Origin of the sequence: Sneathiella glossodoripedis JCM 23214 (assembly GCF_000616095.1) — a bacterium.
Lineage (GTDB): Bacteria > Pseudomonadota > Alphaproteobacteria > Sneathiellales > Sneathiellaceae > Sneathiella > Sneathiella glossodoripedis.
The window spans coordinates 375,657-395,017 of sequence record NZ_BAMS01000002.1; the positions used below are offsets into that span (position 1 = coordinate 375,657).

Here is a 19,361-nt window from a genome sequence, read left to right on the forward strand (position 1 = left end):
GGCAATTAAAATTTGCTGAAGAAAATGACAGCTTAGAATAGACCTGTTATCTGTCCTGTCTCATCAACCCCAATTTGATCCGCAGCTGGTACGCGAGGGAGTCCCGGCATTGTCATGATGTCGCCGCAGACAACAACTAGGAATTCAGCCCCGCCAGCGATACGCACTTCACGGATGGGAACAACATGATTGCTGGGGGCTCCTTTCAGATTGGGATCGGTCGAAAAACTGTATTGCGTTTTGGCAATGCAAACGGGGTAGTTTCCAAATCCCTGTTTTTGTAAATCTTTGATCTGATCGCGTATTTTCTTGTCTGCGATGATGTCATCTGCGCGGTAAATTTGGGTGGCGATAGATTTAATCTTATCCCAAAGCGGTATTTTATCGGAATATATATGCCGGATAGCCTTGGCAGGTTGCTCCAGCTGCTCTGCGACAGCTTTTGCCAGATTTTCAGCTCCAGCACTTCCATTACCCCAGTGATCAGACAGGATTGCCTTTACCCCAAGATTTGCGCATATCTCTTGTACGGCTGAAATCTCGTCCTCTGAATCAGCAGAAAATTTGTTGATCGCAACGATGACCGGTAAATTGAACTTTTGCAGATTTTCAATATGACGTTCCAGATTTTTGGACCCTTCCTTTACGGCATCAACATTTTCAGCGTTCAGGTTTTCCTTTGTCACACCACCATGCATTTTGAGCGCGCGTATCGTGGCGACAACCACAGCAACCTCTGGGTTCAGACCAGCTTTTCGGCATTTAATATCTAGAAACTTCTCGGCCCCTAAATCGGCACCGAAGCCAGCTTCTGTGACCACATAATCACTCAGTTTAAGGGCTGTTTTGGTTGCTAGTGCTGAATTACACCCATGGGCTATATTTGCAAAAGGTCCGCCATGAATAAATGCTGGATTATTTTCAAGGGTTTGCACCAGATTGGGTTGAAACGCGTCTTTTAAGAGTGCAGTCATCGCTCCGTGCGCGTTGAGATCTTTTGCGTAAACGGGTTTGCGTGTTCGGGTGAATCCAACAATTATATTACCTAATCTTTTTTCAAGATCTGGTAGATCGGTCGCAAGGCAGAAAATGGCCATGACTTCCGATGCGACAGTAATATCGAAATGGTCTTCACGCGGAAATCCGTTGGCGACACCACCCATTGAATTCACAATATAACGAAGGGCGCGATCATTCATGTCGACAACCCGACGCCAGGTAATTCTGCGCTCATCAAGTGCCAGCTCGTTCCCCCAATAAATATGATTGTCAATCATGGCTGCCAGCAGGTTGTTTGCGACACCTATCGCATGAAAATCACCCGTGAAATGCAGGTTGATGTCTGTCATGGGCACGACCTGGGCATATCCGCCGCCCGCTGCGCCGCCCTTCATTCCAAAACACGGACCTAAGGAAGGCTCGCGAAGACATATCATGGTTTTCTTGCCAATGCGGTTTAGCGCATCTCCAAGTCCAACAGTTGTTGTGGTTTTTCCTTCACCCGCCGGGGTAGGGGTCATGGCTGTGACAAGAATGAGTTTTCCATCCGGGCGATCTTGAATGCTGTTGATATAATCCAATGAGACTTTGGCTTTATAATGCCCATATGGTTCCAGTTTGTCTGAACTTATGCCTAGCCGGTCTTTTGCGATATCGAGTATTTTGACCATACGCGCTGCATTTGCAATTTCGATATCGCTTTTGGGTTGAGTATGCTGATCCATTTAATCCCCGCCTGTCCAGTGTGTCTCCTGCGATAATTGTGAGGCAGTGAACGATTAAAGCTATTCGCGATGCGACACTAACTTTTCAGCAAACGGTTCCCTGCGGCATCCGCATATATATTTAGCGGTGTCGTATTTGGCTCACTTAATGGCAGATACTGACTTTTTGAAAATCTCGGCTGATGACAATATTGGATCAAGGATGTTACCGTGTTTCAATCAATCTGAAGCCAGCGGGGAGTAATGACCAAATATTCGATATTCACAATTGCCCGTAACGCTTTGACAGGCCACAAGAATTGGCCTCGCCAATGGCGTAGTCCGGAGCCAGCCAAAGACTATGAAGTCATCATTGTTGGTGGCGGGGGGCATGGGCTGGCAACCGCTTATTATCTGGCCAAGGAACATGGGGTTAGGAATATTGCCGTGCTGGAAAAAGGCTGGTTCGGCGGTGGTAACACAGCTCGTAACACGACAATTGTCAGATCCAATTATTTATGGGATGAGAGCGCGGCAATTTATGAGAAGTCTCTTCAGCTTTGGGAAGGGCTTTCACAGGACATAAATTACAATGTGATGTTGAGCCAGAGGGGTGTGTTGAACCTTGCCCATAGTTTGGGAGATGTACGTGAAGGTGTACGACGGGTCAACGCTAACCGGTTAAATGGCGTGGACGCGGAATGGCTGGACGCTGAAGCTGTTAAAGAATTCTGCCCCATCATCAATATTTCAAAAGACGCCCGCCACCCTGTTTTGGGGGCGACCCTCCAACGGCGTGGCGGCGTTGCGCGCCATGACAGTGTCGCCTGGGGATTTGCACGAGCTGCCGACAGTTTAGGTGTTGATATTATCCAAAATTGTGAAGTTACGGGTATCCATCAGGAAAACGGTCGAGTGGTCGGTGTAGAGACAACCAAGGGAACTATCAAAAGCAAAAAGATAGGGTTGGTTGCCGCGGGTCATAGTTCAGTTCTTGCACAAATGGCAGGCGTTCGCCTGCCAATCGACAGCCATCCTTTGCAGGCATTGGTGTCAGAACCAATAAAACCCGTTATCGATTGTGTCGTAATGTCAGGCGCAGTTCATGTTTATGTCAGTCAATCAGACAAAGGCGAGCTGGTCATGGGCGCCGGGATTGACAGTTATAATTCATACGCCCAACGGGGTAGTTTTCACGTTATTGAACATCAATTGGGAGCCTGTCTTGAACTTTTTCCTATTTTCAGTCGGGTCCGTATGATGCGCAGCTGGGGGGGAATTGTTGATACCTGCCCGGATGCTTCACCGATTATTGGAAAAACACCCGTTGAAGGACTTTATGTCAATGCGGGTTGGGGGACAGGTGGTTTTAAAGCGACACCCGGATCTGGTTGGTGTTTTGCCCATACGTTGGCGACGGAACAACCGCACCCCTTAAATGCTCCATTTAGCTTGGATCGTTTTACAACAGGTGCCTTGATAGATGAACATGGCGCCGCAGGCGTTGCCCACTAGGAGGAGACAAGATGTTACATATTTCCTGCCCTTGGTGTGGCCCCCGAGCTGAAACAGAATTTCGATATGGTGGAGAAGCGCATATTGCAAGGCCGCAAAAGCCAGATGAGCTCGATGATCAGCAATGGGCTGATTTTCTGTTCATGAGAACAAATACCAAAGGAGCTTTCGCGGAACGTTGGTATCATTCTCACGGATGTAGACAATGGTTTAATGTGATCAGAAACACCGTTAGTCATCAGATTCTTGCCGTGTATAAAACAGATGAGAAACGTCCGGATTTCCCAATAAAGGGAGGCGTTTAATGGGTGAATTCAATCGCATAATTAATCCGGATAAAATTAATAAAAACAATAAAATAAGATTTACTTTTAATGGAAAATCTTATGTGGGGAGGAAGGGTGATACTCTTGCCGCTGGGTTGCTCGCAAATAATGTTTTTTTGGTTGGACGAAGTTTCAAATACCATCGGCCGAGGGGTATAATCGCGGCCGGAGCGGAAGAGCCGGGTGCATTGGTGCAGCTGGAACAAGGCAGTCACACTCAGCCTAATATTCGAGCAACGCAAATTGAACTCTACGATAATTTGATAGCTTCCAGTGTTAATGTTTGGCCTAGCGTTGATACGGATGTAAGCGCCATAAACGGGTTGTTTTCACGCATATTTACTGCGGGATTTTACAATAAAACATTTATGTGGCCCCGCTCGTTCTGGATGAAGCTTTATGAGCCGGTTATCAGACGTGCTGCAGGTTGGGGGAAAGCACCGCAAAGTACCGATCCCGATATATATGATCACATCCATGATTATCCTGATATCCTTGTCGTGGGTGGCGGCCCCGCCGGCCTCAGCGCGGCCTTGGTCGCAGCGCGTGCCGGCGCGAGAGTGGTTTTGGTGGACGAAGGAGCCGAATTAGGTGGCGGTCTGCGCCAGTTGGACAGGATAATAGATCAAAAGCCATCGATGGAATGGGTGGAAAGTGTCAAAGCCGAGCTCTCCGCCAATCCAAACGTAAAATTGTTAAGTAGAACCGTTTTGTTTGGTTATTATGATCAGAACTATCTGGTAGCTGTGGAACATAAGACCGATCATTTACCACTTCAGGAGCGAGCCGGAAAAGTCAGGCAGCGGACCTGGCATTTTCGGGCAAAACGGGTGGTCCTTGCCACTGGTGCTCATGAAAGGCCGATAGTGTTCTCAAATAATGACAAACCAGGTGTGATGCTGGCTGGCAGTGTGCTTGCTTATCTTGAGCGGTATCAGGTGAGATGCGGTAGCGAAGCTGTTTATTTTACCAATAATGACAGCGCTTATGAGAGTGCGCTGCGGCTTCATGAGAGCGGGGCAACCGTAAAAGCGATCATAGATACCCGGACAGAGGTTAAAGGAGAACTTCCAGCAAAAGCTGAAGCAGCCGGAATTGAGGTTATCAAAGGAAGTGCAATTTCCAAGGCTTTAGGCCGAAAAACGGTAAAAGCTATAGAGGTTCGTAAATTCAGTCAGGATAAATCCCGGTTGGAAGGGGCTGTCAGAAGAATTCCATGTAATCTGGTAGCAATGTCTGGTGGATGGAGCCCGGTTGTGCATCTGTTCAGTCAATCCGGTGGCAAATTGACATACAATTCAGAAAAAGCTTGTTATTTGCCAATAAAAATAGTTCAAAATCAATATGTTGCCGGTTCATGTAATGGTGATTTTTTAACTTCGGAATGCATTGAAAGTGGAGTAACTGCGGGCAGGGAAGCAAGCACTGCACTCGGCTTATCGGTTTCTGATCAACAGAATATGCCAATTGTTGAGGAGGTTGAAGACCAGAATATAGAAGCTTGTTGGATGGTACCCGGCGAAAATGAAGATCCGCAACAATATGCCAAACATTTTGTTGATTTTCAGAATGATACAACTGCAACAGATATCCATCTTGCTGTTAAGGAGGGTTTTGAAAGTTCCGAACATATCAAGCGTTATACTTTGACAGGCTTTGGTACAGATCAGGGAAAAACATCTAATATCAATGCATTAGGGATTTTATCTCAGGTTTTGAAAAAGCCAATTTCAGAGCTGCCCACAACCACATTTCGCCCCCCTTACACACCTGTTTCTTATGGGGCCCTTGCGGGCCGTCACATTGGAAAATGGTCCGATACCATTAGGGTTACATCCATTCACGATTGGCATGTGAAAAATGGGGCTTTGTTTGAAAATGTGGGACAATGGCATCGCCCCTGGTACTATCCAAGAAATGGCGAAACCATGCAGCAATCGCTGAACAGGGAGTGTTTGGCGGTGCGACAAGGGGTTGGTGTACTGGATGCATCAACTCTTGGCAAAATTGAAATTAAAGGGCCAGATGCCGCCGAATTTTTAAATCTGGTCTATACAAATGCCTGGTCCAAACTTGGAGTTGGGCGAGTTCGGTATGGGCTTATGTGCCGTGAAGACGGTATGGTATTTGATGATGGAACAACCGCCCGGCTGGCTGATGATCACTTTCTCATGACCACAACAACGGGCAACGCGGCACTTGTTCTGGATTGGTTGGAAGAATATTTGCAAACTGAATGGCCGCATCTGAAAGTGTTTTGTACTTCAGTCACTGAGCAATGGTCGACAATTTCTATTGCGGGTCCAAAAAGCCGTAGACTGCTTCAAAAGTTGGCACCGCACTTGAACCTGGCTGCGGATGATTTTCCCTTTATGAGTTTTAAGACAACTCACATCGATGGATTGGAGTGCCGGATTTTCAGGATCAGCTTTACCGGTGAACTATCCTATGAAATCAATGTTCCCTGGCATGCTGGGCAAAAAATGTGGGATTTGGTCATGGAAGCGGGTGAGGAATTTGGCATTGCTCCTTATGGTACAGAAACCATGCATATCCTGCGGGCTGAAAAAGGTTTTATCATTGTAGGTCAGGAAACTGATGGGACGATGACACCCCAAGATTTGGGAATGGACTGGATCGTATCCAAAAAGAAAGATGACTTTATTGGAAAACGCTCTTTCACGCGCGCTGATACTGGGGCTGACAACCGAAAACAGCTTGTAGGGTTGCTAACCGATAACCCCAAGGAAGTATTGCCCGAGGGGGCCCAACTGGTATTTGATCGATATGCTCCAAAACCGATGCCTATGGTGGGGCATGTGACTTCCAGCTACTATAGCGCCACCTTGGAAAGGTCCATTGCACTCGCTGTTGTGCGTGGGGGGCTGGATAAAATGGGTGAAAGATTATTCGCACCCTTGGAACATACGACGATAGGGGCAACAATTACTTCACCGGTATTTTATGACCCTGAAGGGGATAGGCTTGATGGAGAAATTTAATCATTGGTCTTCACCGCTGGGGGAGATAAAAGCGGACTTTCCTCCTTTTATAGAAGAATTAGCAATGAGAGAGCAGTGGAATATTCGCTGTCATCCAGAAGATAAACAATTCAATGATTTGTCTGACATCCTGCTTGGCGAGAGGTTCCCAGAAAACCCCAATAGCGTCGTGCAGGGAAATGGTGGGGCGAAAGTGCTTTGGTTGTCTCCTACGGAATGGCTTTTGGTCAAGGATAAGGAGATAGGCGAGCAAATAGAGAAAATCAGGTCAATAACGGCTCATTTATCCATTACGGACGTCAGTGCAAATCGAGTTATATTGTCTTTAACTGGTGAAAATGCGCGTACGATATTGTCCAAATGTTGTGACTTTGATTTTCATCCAGAGGTTTTTCATAAATCCCGTTGCGCTCAAACTCTAATGGCGAAATCTCAGGCCATTATCGAATGTACAGGGGAAAATGAATTTCACATATACGTTAGAAACTCATTCTCCAGATATGTTGCCGAGATTTTGATTGATGCAAGTCGCGAATTTTGCTGATTTTATCAGGTTGCGACAGAGGCTGATCTTCTTGGTTTGGAGCGCATCAGGATAAATGTCATACAGGCAATATTAAGTAAATTCCAAGCTATGCCATTTATGAAAGCGGCATCGTAAGACTGGGTCAGGTCGTAAATGAGACCCGATAACCATCCTCCGAATGCCATCCCCACAACTGTGGAAAATACAATTAATCCAACGCGTTGGCCAGCTTCTTTAGCAGGAAGATATTCGCGAACAATTATGGCGTAAGAGGGGACAATCCCGCCCTGAGATAGTCCAAAAACCAGCGAAACCACATACAAAGAAACCAAGCCGTCAAAGGGCATATATAAAAACAGCGCTATGCATTGCAGTATGGAGCCCAACAACAATGTCCGAACGCCGCCGATATAATCGGCAAGAACCCCGGACAGAAGTCTGCTAATGATGCCACCACCCAGCATTAAGGAGAGCATTTCTGCGCCACGTGCAATTCCGTATCCCAGATCGGCGCAGTAAGCGACAATATGTACCTGAGGCATCGACATCGCGACGCAACAGGAAACCCCGGCAACGATCATTAAGAATTGCAGTGTTGAAGTTGACAGGTTTGCCGTTTTCCGGCTTGTAGGGGCGGGAGCTGCTGACGAAGGCAGCTCTACTTCATCCTCAGGCCGTTTTTTTCTTAAAAGAAAGGCAAGAGGGAACATGACGCAGAAAATTGTGATTGCGATTGTAATCTGGGCTGATCGCCAACCCTCTGTTTCCAAAATGTTCTTCAGGATGAGCGGCCATAACATACCCGCGAAATAATTACCGCTGGCCGCAGCAGCAATTGCGATACCTAGGCGTTTGTTAAACCAATGGGATATATCGGACATTAATGGGCCAAAACACGCACCGGTACCCAATCCAATAAAAACGCCTTGTAAAATTGCAAATTGCCAAATGTTTGAAACAAGTGTTGTCAGATAAAACCCACTCGTCAGTAACAGGATTGACACAATCATAGGAATAAATATCCCAAGTCGGTCAACTAATCTGCCAACGATAATGTTGCCAAGACCAAATCCAATCATGATTGTCGTAAACGGGAGGGATGCCGCCGCTCTGTCTGCTCCAAACTCAGCCTCGATCAAAGGAAGCACGACAATAATGGACCACATTCCAACGCTACCGACTGTCGCGATGACCATGCAGACCGTCAGTCGGAACCAGGAATAGGGCTTATCGTGATAGCTGGATCGAGTGGGCGGTGCCAAGGCTTCACTCTCGGGAGTCTGGAGTGTCATTGCAAATGTCCGATTATATGTATGCGAACGAGAAAGGAATTTCAGTGTATTCGAATATACTCTGGATCGTCAATTGTTTTTACCGTATTTTCTTGCTTAAGTGGTGGTTCTTTTTAAGAGCTCAAAATACAATTCTCGTAGTTTCAATGTCATCGGTCCTGCTGAACCGGTACCGATAGTACGCCCGTCAATCTCACTTACAGGAGTTTGTGCGCCAAAAGTCCCCGTTAAAAAGGCTTCGTCTGCGTCGTAAGTATCAGTGAGCGAAAAGTTTCGCTCGAAGACAGGAATATCATTTATTTTGCAAAGCTCTATAACCTTTTTGCGAGTGATGCCGTTCATGCAGTAATCGCCTGTCGATGTCCAGACTTCACCCTTTTTAACGATAAAAAAGTTACAACCGTTTGTCGTATTTACAAATCCATGCGGATCAAGCATCAATGCTTCGTCTGCACCGGCTTTCTGCGCGTGTATACCCGCCAAAATGCAATTGAGTTTGGAGTGAGAGTTGAGTTTCGGATCTTGCGACATGGGCATACCGCGAACCACTGGAACTGTATGTAATTTGATTCCGGTGTTCATTAAATCCGAAGCAGGTTTCGAATGCTCCATGATAATGACAATTGTAGGGCCGGTTGTTGATAATCTCGGATCCTGAAACGGTTTGTCTTTTATGCCGCGTGTAACCATCAATCGTGCATGAACATTATGGGTCATGTTGTTGGCTTGTGCAGTATCATTCAACGCCTTAATGAACCCCGCGCGGTCTAACCCCAGATCCATATCCAACGCTTTGGAGGCGCCAAAAAGACGATCCAGATGCTCATCAACAAATGCCCATTTTCCGTTATATAGCCTAATACCTTCCCAGATTCCGTCGCCCAGCATGAAGCCTGCGTCGTAAACTGAAACAACTGCCTGCGATTTGTCGACGATGTTTCCATTGACAAAAATTTTCAATGAGTCGTTTCGTGGATCCAGCTCGGCAGTATGTGTTGAGATATGATGGTTGTTATTTTTCATTTCATGCTTATCTATTTTTCAGAAGGCTGTTCAATTTTGTTTATACCCCTGTTGTATAAGCGTGGCATAGACGTTTTTTATTTTTCCGCTTAATGATCTGTTTTAGGAGTTTCTTTGAACTCCGGTGGCAGTTTTTCTGCGTTTTCTCTAATTTTTATAGAATTAGTTTACTTCTGTTTGCTAACATTCGTAAAATGCATGGGGCTGATTTCTATCATGTCGTTGACCATTTCGTCGTTGAGTAAGGTAGTTTGAATGAGTGCAAAACTATTTTTGTTTGGGCAGTTTCGTTGGGAGCTGAGCTCCGGTGAAATCGCACCTCAACTTCGGGATAAAACCGAAGCGTTGATAGCCTTTATCGCGTTGTCGGCCAAAGGCGTTGTTACGCGACAACAAGCTGCGACCCTCTTGTGGGAAGATGGTAAAGATCCGCTTGCTAGTCTTCGCCAATCCGTTCGTGAAATCAAAGACATAGAAGCCAGTTGTGGTTCGCAATTATTTCAGGCGGAAACCCAGTATCTGTCTTTGAATTTAAACAGACTGTGGGTTGATGCCCGAATTGCGTCACAGGTCGCTAAAAATTATTCCACATCGAAAGCAGAAGAGCTTGCTAATTGCCAATTGGGGCCGTTGCTCGACGGTTGTAATGTATATGGAGAAGCATTTGAAGACTGGTTGCGGGCTGAACGTAGTAAGCGTCAGGACGAACTAAGTCAGTCTCTGGAAAGGTTGTTGCAAGCATATGTAATGAAAGCGGTTCCTGCGATTGAAATCAGGCAGATTGCCCAAGCGATCCTGAGTTTTGATCCCACAAATGAACGGGCGTACAGAGCTGTTATGAAAGCGTTTTATGAAGAGGGGGATCGCGCGACCGCATTGAAATATTACGAGACCTGTGTCGAAGTGCTGGATCGTGAACTTGAACTTGAACCGTCACGTGAGACAGAAGAGTTGGGAAGACGAATTCAGGAGCGGCGGATAGTTGAAGTCAGCGCACCCGCTCAACCCGTTATAGAGCCCGAGCTGCAGATTGATGATTTGGCAAAGCCCATCGTTTTCATTCAGGATTTTGCAACTGCCGGCCAGGATCCAATTCTCGACTTTGTTGCGCAGACTTTCAAGGCAGACATCAGTGAGCAATTATCGCGTAATAACGGGTTTTCGGTGCGTGATGGCACTGTGATTGACGCGACGGCAGCAAAAGCAAGCCATACCAAAGCTTATGTAATCCGCGGAAATATTATCAATATGGGGGAGAGCACGACAATCCTGCTGCAACTCATTGATGAAGCGACGGGCGATATTTTGCTGATGAAGCGCATCACTCCCGAAATGAAAGCTTTGCTTGCTGGAAATGATGAGCAGGCGGCCTTGGCTGCGATTGAAATGTATCAGATGATTGAACTCAAAGAGACTGAGATCGCATGAAGGTTGAAGATAGCATGCTGACAGCCCGTCAGTGTCTTCATCGGGCCGTTTCCATTCTTTTTAGGGTTTCACCCGAGGCGACAGCGGAAGCAAAACGATATTTGCTCCGCGCTCTTACGCAATCACCCGGATATCCCGAAGCGATGGCGTGGCTTGCCTTTTTGCAGTCTATTGAGTTGGGGCAGGGGTATGCAAAGGATCCAGAAGCAACTCGCGAAGAAACCGGGGAGCTCGTTCGCAGATCAATTGAATTAAATCCCAGTAGCGATATTGGTCTTGCGATAGCAGGCCATCTGGAAGCGTTTGTGCATCATGATTTTGAAACTGCGTTGGAGTTTTTTGAAAGATCGTTGGCGGCCAACCCAAACTGCGCATACGCGTGGGGATTCAGTGCTATAACCCACTGTTACATCGGAAAACCAGACAAGGCGCTGAGCCTGTTGGGGCGATGTCGGCAGATTATGCCGTTTGACTCGCACCCTTACTATTTTGATACCGCCAGATGTATTGCAAGTATGCTGTCTGGGCGCTATGAGGATGCGGTGCGAATTGGTAAGCAGGTGCTTCGTAATAATCCCAATTTTCACGCCAATTACAGACCACTCATTTCCAGTCTTGGCCACTTGGGGCGTATTGACGAAGCGGGTCCTGTTGTGGAGGAGTTTTCACGGTTTCAGCCCGATTTCTCTGTTAGCTGGCACCTGAAAAACTATCCTCCCTTAGAAGATGATATTACCGAAAGATATATTGAAGGATTACGGCTTGCCGGGGTCGCAGAGGAATAAAATCCAACAATTTTTTAATTAAGAAAATATTGATTCACGCTTCAATTCGCATCTGCCTGTATATTTGGCGACGGATCATAAATCTCTAGGGGTAGAGGTACGTCCGAGCTAAGTATGGATTGGGTATGTCGACTGTGCGTAATGTAACAATCAAGGCGGATTTTTGTTTCAAGTCCGATCTCTGTTCACCCTCACAGGACAGGGGGAAGGGTTCAGATACTACTTTGAACCTGACCCGATCTTTACCTGCTACACTGATATTTGGCGGAATTATTTCCAACAGGTTCAGCGAGTTTGCCTGCAGATTGTTATACACACAAGCGCCAGCTGTTCTGGTCTTGGACAAAAGACGAAAACCGGTTTTTGCCAATGCTGAAGCCCAAAAATATGTGCAGAAGCAAAATGTGCTGGAATTCGATCGAAATGGTGCTGTAAGGCTCTCAGATCATGTTTCACAGGGGTTCCTGATGAAAATGCGGGGAGAGCACAAAAAGAGTCTGGATGAAAGTTCATCCTTTCTAATTCCTACCAGCAAAGGTTGGCCGTTAGCTGTTCTGGTTGGGAAAGATCAGGTGGATATTTGTGAATTTCGGGCTCGTGGACTGGACCAGAATTCGCATGTGACAATTTTGGCGAGATCGGAAACCGGTTGCCACCTTGTCGCCAGAAAACGGTTTAATGCAATGGGTGTAAAACGAAAACGGGAAGACGGAGGTTGCGGCGATAAACTTGAAGTCAGTTGATTTGCTTTAGGGGGTGGATCAATTTGATTTTAATTTTTTGCAAGAGTTTGGAGCTTGAATATTGCTGGTAACTAAAATTTACTGTCGGAGTGAATTGCCGGTTTTTATTTCAAGTTTCGAGATGTAGATAATCATAGCTGGTATCCTACATCTAAGGCCTGCAGAGATGCAGGCCTTTTTTCTTGTCTTTTTTATTTACTTTAATATTTTTGAAAGTTAGTGATACAAATTAAGTATGAAGTACAAAAATTGCTAAACGGAAAAGTATTTGAGTTCACTGGAATTCCAGAAAATGTCCACAACCAACCCGCAAAATTTGCCGTTGGGAGATGAAACCTTCTTTGAAGAACTGGCTCGCAATTCAGGCATTGTCATGACCAGAGATTTACTTGAGAGCGCACCAGCATCTGTTGAAAAAGAAGTTGGTCTTATATCTCGATACTTAGAAGCTGAAGACAAAGAAAATGTGCGGAAAGCTTGCCACGCTCTAAAAGGGGCCTGTTATTCCATGCAGGCCCACCGATTAGCATATTTTGTTCGGGAATTGGAAATGGCGCTCGATGACTTGAGCAACGCCAAAGAACTGTTCAAATCAGTAGAGCTGGTGAGTAACCAAACGATCAATTGGTGGCAAAACTTAAAAATGAAGCTGCATTTTTAAAATAATGTGATTTAGCTCATTTTTATTTGCTTGATTTAGTTACATTTGTAACTTAATTTGATGATGTAAATTTCAAAGGAGAGCTAAATGAAACTTCAAGGAATGCATCATGTTGCCTACCGCTGCAAAGACGCAAAAGAAACTGTCGACTGGTATGTGAAGCACCTTGATATGGAGTTTGTCCTGGCTATTGCTGAAAATGAAGTTCCATCCACCAAGGCGCCTGATCCATATATGCATGTTTTTTTGAATGCAGGTGGCGGTAATATATTGGCGTTCTTTGAATTACCCAACTCACCTGAAATGGGAAAAGATCCCGCAACGCCTGACTGGGTGCAGCATCTGGCTATAAAAGTCGGGAGTATGGAAGAACTGCTCGCCGCTAAGACAAAATTGGAAGAGGCTGGAATAGAAGTTTTGGGACCTGTTAATCACACATTATTTCAATCAATTTATTTCTTTGACCCTAATGGCCATCGGCTGGAGTTGGCGGCAAATACGGATACGGCTGAAATGCGCCAAAATCTGGATGAGGTGAAATGGGATATGCTTGAAGAATGGAGCCGAACCAAACGGGCACCTGAGCATGCAAAATGGATGCATGATGGAAGCGTGAAACCTAATTTGTAAGCTATCTGGGTAAATCTATTGGAGAGATTGAACCATCAGATTCAATTTGGATTAAGTTTGCTTTGTCTCCCGGACGCAATTGTCCGATTTCATCCTGCAAGCCCATAAATCGTGCTGGAGTGGAGCAGGCCATTTTATGGGCGTCAGTTAATGGAATATCGAGGTTTTTCACGCAATAATTAAGAGCGTCAGAAACCGTAATTGCACTACCAGCAAGAACACCGTCAGTCGTAACACATCTACCGTTTTCCACCAGCACTCGGTCATTATTTAGCATAAATTCGGTAATTTGAGCTGCCGATGCGGGCATGGCATCGCTGATAAGTATCGCTCTGTCACTTGTCAGGGTAGTGAGCACGTTTTTCAGTACCCACGGATGTAGATGAAAGCCATCAGCGATAAGGCTGCAATAAGTATCCTCAATAGACAAGGCAGCTCCGATAACACCCGGCTCTCGTGCAGTTATGGGTTTCATGGCGTTATAAAGATGAGTAAAGCCAGTGGCTCCTAACTCATGAGCAGTCTGCACCTGTTCAAAGCTTGCAGCGGAGTGTCCAACAGAGATTTTGACATTTCTCTTTTTCAGTTCGGTTATGAAATTTTTGGAAACCATTTCGGGCGCCAGAGTTACAAGAACAGCGCCAAGCTTGAATTCATCGAGAATGCCAATAAATTGTGTTTCATCTTGTTGCATATAGCGTGCGGCATGTACTCCTTTTTTATCTGGATTTAAAAAGGGACCTTCAAAATGAATTCCGACGATACCCGGGCTTTTTGAACGAATAGCCATCTCTACTGCACGAGCCATTTCCCGTAGTAATTTTAAATCGTCAGTTATTACGGTTGGTAAAAAAAGAGTGGTACCATGACGCCGATGGGCGAGCGCAACCCGCTCAATTGCTTTGATCGTTGGTGCGTCGTTAAAAAGGACACCATCACCGCCATTTACCTGAATATCGAATAAACCGTGTGCAACAGTGGAACTTTCCAGCTGAATTGAAGGGCAGTCATTTTTGAATTCGTTCAGGGGTATCACCCCGTCGATTACGCCATCACGAATTCGAATATAGTGATCACTAAGCAATTCACCGTTCGTCAGGATATTTTTGGGAATAATGGCAAGCATATTCAGAATAGACCTTTACCAAACACCAAAATATATTCCCCGTTCACTTGCATTATCGGTTTTCTCCTCAATCGTTTCGGCGGAGACAGTTATTCTGGTTTTCCTGTTTCGGATCCATTGGTAAAGTCTGTTTTCAAACGCGTCGCAGATAGTTTGGTACTCTGGTAGTTGAGAAATATCATAAAGTTCGTTTGGATCCTGCTTCAAATCGTATAGCAAAGGCGGAAACCCATTGAAAGAAACATATTTATAGTGGTTGGTGCGAACCATGTACCCCCTTGTTTCATCCGGTTTTAACTCAAGAGTGAGGCGGGCACCACGCCAAGCATAGTCAACTTCACTGAATACGGCTTCTCGCCAGTCGGCGCTCTCCCCATGAGAGAGCAGCGGGATAAGTGAGCGACCTTCCAAAATGTGGGGTTTTTCATCGCCGCCTGCCGCATCGATAAATGTGGGTACAAGGTCTATTGTTTCAACAAGTGCATCAATTGTTTTTCCGCGGGTTTTGTCAGCAGATTTTCTGGGATCAACAACGATTAAGGGAACGCGGACACTTTCCTCATGAAAGAGTTCTTTTTCACCTAACCAGTGATCTCCCAAATAGTCTCCATGATCACTTGTAAATACGATCAGCGTTTCTTCAGCTTTCCCGCTTTGCTGGAGGAAGGTTGCTAATCTTCCAATATGGTGATCGATTTCGCTTATTAGTCCCATATATGCGGGGATTACGTGTCGTCTTTTTTCTTCATCTGAAAAGTTTCGGCTTTCTTCATGCTGCATAAATGCGGAAATAACCGGATGAGGATTAGACTTCTCAGAGGAGGCGCGATTGGCATCAATCACGTCTTGCGGGCCGTACATATTATGGTAAGGGGCAGGGGCGATGTAGGGCCAATGGGGTTTTATGTAGCTCAAATGCAGACACCAACTCTGATCGCCGAGCTCACTGATTTTTTGGATTGCTCGGTCGGTCATGTAAGCGGTTTCAGAATGTTCTGCTTTCACCACTGCAGGTAGATGTGCGTTTCTAAGGTACCATCCACTTTGGAGTTCCCCATTTTCATCATAACCAGAATTCGCTGCGGTATGCCAAGGGTTGTCCCCTTCGTATCCATTAGATCGAAGATATTCATTATAAGACAAGTTTGGGGAGGTGAGTTGATCTGGATGTAATCCATCATCGCGTTCCCACGGTTCAAACCCGCATTGAGCAGCTAACACCCCTTGATCGGAGGCGGGATCAATCCCGAGCCTTTTCATATTCTCGCGATCCGCGGTCATGTGAGTTTTCCCGATCAGACCAGTGCGAATGCCAAGCTCGCGCAAATGATCGCCAAGGGTTGGTTGGCCAATATTCAAGGGTACTCCGTTATATGTTGCTCCGTGAGAGAACATATAGCGCCCTGTATAGAAACACATGCGCGATGAGCCACAAACTGGCGCTTGAACGAAAGCATTTGTGAAATTTGTCCCTGACTGAGCCAGTTGGTCAATATTGGGTGTTCTGATCATTGGATGGCCATTGCACGCCAGGTAATCTGCGCGTAGCTGGTCACACATGATGAAAAGTATATTTTTAATTGCTGTCATGAAATGAAGTGTATTCTATGAAGTTAGCTTTCGTCTTTCATAAATTTTAACAGTGTTGGCCAGGATTTGGGATCCTCTCTGAGAAACAGGTGACCACCGCGAAATTTATGAAGTTGAGAATTTGGAATGGCCGCTGCGAGAGCCTCTGAATTTTCAACCGGCGCGACGCCGTCATGGATACCGCAAGCAACAAGTGTTGGAATTTTCAGCTCGTTTAGCTGATTAAACACATCATGTTTAGCCCTTGCCAGAAATTGTTTCTTTTGGGCTGTTTTCTTGGCAGTTGTACTATGTGCCGCTTCAGCACCTCTTAAATAAAATTCGTACATCTGGCGGGCCTTTACCGGATTTTGTTTTTGCCAGTCATCTGTGTGTTGTAAATGCATCTTTTTCATGATGAAGCGTGCATATTCCTCTGGCGAATAATCAATGAGCTCATGAAGCGGAAAGGAGGAACCCCCGGCACCTCCGCTGCTGGTACAACACAGAATGAGCTTTTCTACTTTTTCCTGATGTCGCAGCGCAAAATGCTGTGCGACCATGCCACCAAAACTGACACCAATTACAATAGCGTTTTGCCAGTCAATAATTTCCAGAAGTTTTGCAATATCGTCTGCGTAATCCTGTAATGTTGGATCTTGAGCAGGGGACGAAGACTGCCCCATTCCCCGGTGGTCAAAATTTAAAACCTCAAACTTTTCAATACCAGGGACGTCATAAATTGTGGGGGAGTGTCGGGTGTCGGAGTTTGTGCCGGTAATCATCACTATTCGAGGGCCGGAACCTCTGATTTTATAGAATATTTCATGGGTTCCAAGGTCGGCAAATCCGCTATTCATTTTCAACTCTGTTGGCTAATTATTTTGTCGTTAAATTATTAGGCCACACTCAACTTAATGGGAAGAGAAAAGAAAATGTGAGCGGTTAAATATTAATAATTCCACGCACTTGGTTGCCACAACCAAGATATTCCAACTTGTCAAAGCAAAGTTGTTTAGCCAATTTAATACCGCGACCATGAAAATTTGTTAAATCTCCAAGTGCCAAATTTGGACCATCACTATTCATAAACTTGGATGTGTCGAAGCCTTCTCCTTCGTCGGTAATCAAGAATTCCGCGAAATCGGAGCCGCGCTCATAAGTTAAAGTAACCACTTTTTTGCTATTTTCTTTCAGTTTTTGGCGGCGCTCAACTTCTTCCTGCCACTTTCCTGAACTTAACAGTTTACCTTTTTCATCGAACGAAATACCCAGATTTCCATGCTCAATACCATTGATTAACAGTTCAGTTAGACCCAGAGTCAGGTTTTTATTTTCCGGGAAAAGCGAGGATAGGAGCACTGAGAGGGACCTTGCTTCACTCAATGTTGACAGTTCGAATTTGCCTTTGGTTAGCAACCCAAAGGATTTGAGTGTGCTATTCAAATTATTTTTGAGATCGCGTGCATTTTTGAGATGCGCAAGTGTATTTTCAAGTAACTCTAGAATCTGCTCTTTTTCGCTAACAGGAGAAACCAATGTTGTCGCCTGTTCAATGATTTCGGGCAGTAGGTCCTCTGACTTACTCTTGTTGAAAAAGAGTATAACTTCAGTTGTTCTGACAGACTGTGATTGAAAAAAATTAAGTAGTAGTTCTTGTTGATCTTTATTACAGCCATCGAAGTCAGCGATCGCGATCAAAGCGTTGTTGATAATGGCAGGTGTGTTATGTGTGCTGTCCAACAGGTCAACAAAGTTCATGTTATAATCTTGATGTCCGATTGAAAACACTTCATGCAGGACACTGTGAGGGGTAGACATGAGTATAATATTGCTGTCTTTTTCACTCAGCATTGCTTTTTCCTGTTTTCTAGATAAATAATCGTCAAATCATCGGGTTCGTCTGTTTTCAGTCTTTGATGAAACCTGTTAACAAGCTGACCTATTAGAGCTTGCGTAGTAGGAGTTTCATTCCAAATTTCATTTACTTCTTGTTGCAAACCCTCTTCCCCCAGAAATTCTCCAGTCTCAGTTTTGACCTCCACAAGTGCGTCGCTATAGAGAATAATTTTACTACCATGTTCAAAAGGTAGCTTTTTGAGTTCATATTTCCAGTCTGCCCGCAATCCCAAAGGCATTCCTTTCGAACTTTTTAGTGAAAATTGGGTATCTAATCCAGTTACGTGGACCAATGGTGGCTGGCAACCGGCTGTTGCATAACTTAATTCATTTGTTTCAAGGTCTAGGTAAAAGAACATCATGGTGGCGTAGGAGCCAGCCGCTAAATTTGCATGTAGAAAATTATTCAACTCTTCCAATAGAAGGTTCGGGGCAGCGTATAGAAGCTGTGCGGAAGCCAGCCATGTCTGCATTCGAAATGTATTTAACGCCGCAGCTACACCATGACCCGAAAAATCAGCAATAAAGAATGCCATCTGTTTGTCAGAGACTGGTAAAATTCCCCCAATATCTCCACCCAGCTCAGATGAAGGTTCATAATGCCATCCGATATTCAGCTCATATGTTTCTTCAAACTCACTAATTTCCTCGGCAGTCGGGCATATATCCAATTGTAATTTGCGTGCCTGTTCAAGCTCACTTGCTACGCGATCATGAAAAGCCTGCAGGCGTTCGACAAATATCTTTTTTTCAAGATGGACTTTGGTTCGCGCCAGAATTTCGTATTTCTTTATAGGTTTAACAACCATGTCGTTCGCGCCATATTCGAAAGCGCGTGTAATATCTGCTGCTGTATCGCGGCCACTCTGGATCAGTATGGGAATGTTTTGACTCGAAGGATCTTCTCTTAATCGTAGACAAACCTCAAATCCGTCCATAACGGGCATTTCAAGATCCAGTATGATGAGGTCCGGCTTTTTTTGTTCGATAAGCGCAAGTGCTTTTTCACCGTCTTCTGCGTAGCTCACATCTTTATAGCCGGCTGATACAAGACACGCCCCGATAAGTTCCCTTATCAGGATAGAGTCGTCTACGACAAGAATGGAAGAGTCATATATTGTCAATTGCCGAGT

The 19,361-nt window shown here is 45.3% G+C and carries 17 protein-coding genes; 9 read left to right on the top strand and 8 right to left on the bottom strand.

The annotated features are described in order from the left end of the window. Window positions 1-32: 32 nt before the first annotated feature. Window positions 33-1,724 carry a formate--tetrahydrofolate ligase gene (locus tag JCM23214_RS09950; protein ID WP_025898819.1) on the bottom strand — a complete coding sequence of 564 codons (1,692 nt, stop codon included), beginning with the start codon at window positions 1,722-1,724 and terminating at the stop codon, window positions 33-35. Between the two features lie 243 nt (window positions 1,725-1,967). On the opposite strand from JCM23214_RS09950, the gene JCM23214_RS09955 reads away from it, so the two are divergent. Genes JCM23214_RS09955 through JCM23214_RS22430 form a run of 4 tightly spaced genes read left to right on the top strand, consistent with a single transcriptional unit; the run spans window position 1,968 to window position 7,090 of the window. Continuing rightward, window positions 1,968-3,218 carry a sarcosine oxidase subunit beta family protein gene (locus tag JCM23214_RS09955; RefSeq protein WP_025898820.1) on the top strand — a complete coding sequence of 417 codons (1,251 nt, stop codon included), beginning with the start codon at window positions 1,968-1,970 and terminating at the stop codon, window positions 3,216-3,218. Between the two features lie 11 nt (window positions 3,219-3,229). Continuing rightward, complete coding sequence (locus JCM23214_RS09960) at window positions 3,230-3,523, top strand: sarcosine oxidase subunit delta (RefSeq protein WP_025898821.1); 294 nt, start codon at window positions 3,230-3,232, stop codon at window positions 3,521-3,523. Beyond that, window positions 3,523-6,546, top strand: coding sequence for a sarcosine oxidase subunit alpha family protein (locus tag JCM23214_RS09965; RefSeq protein ID WP_025898822.1), 3,024 nt, complete (start codon window positions 3,523-3,525; stop codon window positions 6,544-6,546). The genes JCM23214_RS09960 and JCM23214_RS09965 overlap by 1 nt, the downstream gene beginning before the upstream one ends. Beyond that, window positions 6,533-7,090 (top strand): sarcosine oxidase subunit gamma, encoded by a 558-nt coding sequence (locus JCM23214_RS22430; RefSeq protein WP_025898823.1) that lies wholly within the window; start codon window positions 6,533-6,535, stop codon window positions 7,088-7,090. Before JCM23214_RS09965 ends, JCM23214_RS22430 begins: the two co-directional genes overlap by 14 nt. Before the next feature lie 5 nt (window positions 7,091-7,095). Here the strand turns inward: JCM23214_RS22430 and JCM23214_RS09975 are convergent, their stop codons facing one another. Both JCM23214_RS09975 and JCM23214_RS09980 read right to left on the bottom strand, forming a co-directional pair. Further along, window positions 7,096-8,364, bottom strand: coding sequence for an MFS transporter (locus tag JCM23214_RS09975; protein WP_025898824.1), 1,269 nt, complete (start codon window positions 8,362-8,364; stop codon window positions 7,096-7,098). 96 nt (window positions 8,365-8,460) lie between these two features. After that, window positions 8,461-9,387: a D-amino acid aminotransferase gene (locus JCM23214_RS09980; RefSeq protein ID WP_025898825.1), complete on the bottom strand. Its 927-nt coding sequence runs from the start codon at window positions 9,385-9,387 to the stop codon at window positions 8,461-8,463. 255 nt (window positions 9,388-9,642) lie between these two features. On the opposite strand from JCM23214_RS09980, the gene JCM23214_RS09985 reads away from it, so the two are divergent. The 5 genes from JCM23214_RS09985 to JCM23214_RS10005 all read left to right on the top strand — a co-directional run bounded on the left by JCM23214_RS09985 (window position 9,643) and on the right by JCM23214_RS10005 (window position 13,634). After that, the gene (locus JCM23214_RS09985; protein ID WP_025898826.1) at window positions 9,643-10,815 is read left to right on the top strand and encodes a BTAD domain-containing putative transcriptional regulator; all 1,173 of its coding nucleotides are present in this window, start codon (window positions 9,643-9,645) and stop codon (window positions 10,813-10,815) included. Continuing rightward, window positions 10,812-11,600, top strand: coding sequence for a tetratricopeptide repeat protein (locus JCM23214_RS09990; RefSeq protein ID WP_025898827.1), 789 nt, complete (start codon window positions 10,812-10,814; stop codon window positions 11,598-11,600). Before JCM23214_RS09985 ends, JCM23214_RS09990 begins: the two co-directional genes overlap by 4 nt. 125 nt (window positions 11,601-11,725) lie before the next feature. Continuing rightward, window positions 11,726-12,343, top strand: a complete 618-nt coding sequence (locus tag JCM23214_RS09995) for a hypothetical protein (RefSeq protein ID WP_148301837.1) — start codon at window positions 11,726-11,728, stop codon at window positions 12,341-12,343. A 268-nt stretch (window positions 12,344-12,611) separates the two neighbouring features. Further along, the gene (locus JCM23214_RS10000) at window positions 12,612-13,004 is read left to right on the top strand and encodes an Hpt domain-containing protein (protein ID WP_148301838.1); all 393 of its coding nucleotides are present in this window, start codon (window positions 12,612-12,614) and stop codon (window positions 13,002-13,004) included. An 87-nt stretch (window positions 13,005-13,091) separates the two neighbouring features. Continuing rightward, the gene (locus tag JCM23214_RS10005) at window positions 13,092-13,634 is read left to right on the top strand and encodes a VOC family protein (protein WP_025898830.1); all 543 of its coding nucleotides are present in this window, start codon (window positions 13,092-13,094) and stop codon (window positions 13,632-13,634) included. A gap of 1 nt (window position 13,635) precedes the next feature. Here JCM23214_RS10005 and nagA read toward each other — a convergent pair whose 3' ends face one another. The 5 genes from nagA to JCM23214_RS10030 form a co-directional block, all read right to left on the bottom strand. Beyond that, window positions 13,636-14,760 (bottom strand): N-acetylglucosamine-6-phosphate deacetylase, encoded by a 1,125-nt coding sequence (nagA, locus tag JCM23214_RS10010; protein ID WP_025898831.1) that lies wholly within the window; start codon window positions 14,758-14,760, stop codon window positions 13,636-13,638. A gap of 15 nt (window positions 14,761-14,775) precedes the next feature. Next, window positions 14,776-16,350 (bottom strand): alkaline phosphatase family protein, encoded by a 1,575-nt coding sequence (locus tag JCM23214_RS10015; RefSeq protein ID WP_025898832.1) that lies wholly within the window; start codon window positions 16,348-16,350, stop codon window positions 14,776-14,778. A 23-nt stretch (window positions 16,351-16,373) separates the two neighbouring features. Next, window positions 16,374-17,189, bottom strand: coding sequence for an alpha/beta fold hydrolase (locus JCM23214_RS10020; protein WP_025898833.1), 816 nt, complete (start codon window positions 17,187-17,189; stop codon window positions 16,374-16,376). A gap of 85 nt (window positions 17,190-17,274) precedes the next feature. Continuing rightward, entirely contained in the window at window positions 17,275-18,183 is a 909-nt protein-coding gene (locus JCM23214_RS22435) for an ATP-binding protein (protein WP_025898834.1), read from the bottom strand. Then, a complete protein-coding gene (locus JCM23214_RS10030) occupies window positions 18,177-19,352 on the bottom strand; it encodes a fused response regulator/phosphatase (RefSeq protein WP_025898835.1) in 1,176 nt (391 codons plus the stop codon). The genes JCM23214_RS22435 and JCM23214_RS10030 overlap by 7 nt, the downstream gene beginning before the upstream one ends. Between the last annotated feature and the right edge of the window lie 9 nt (window positions 19,353-19,361).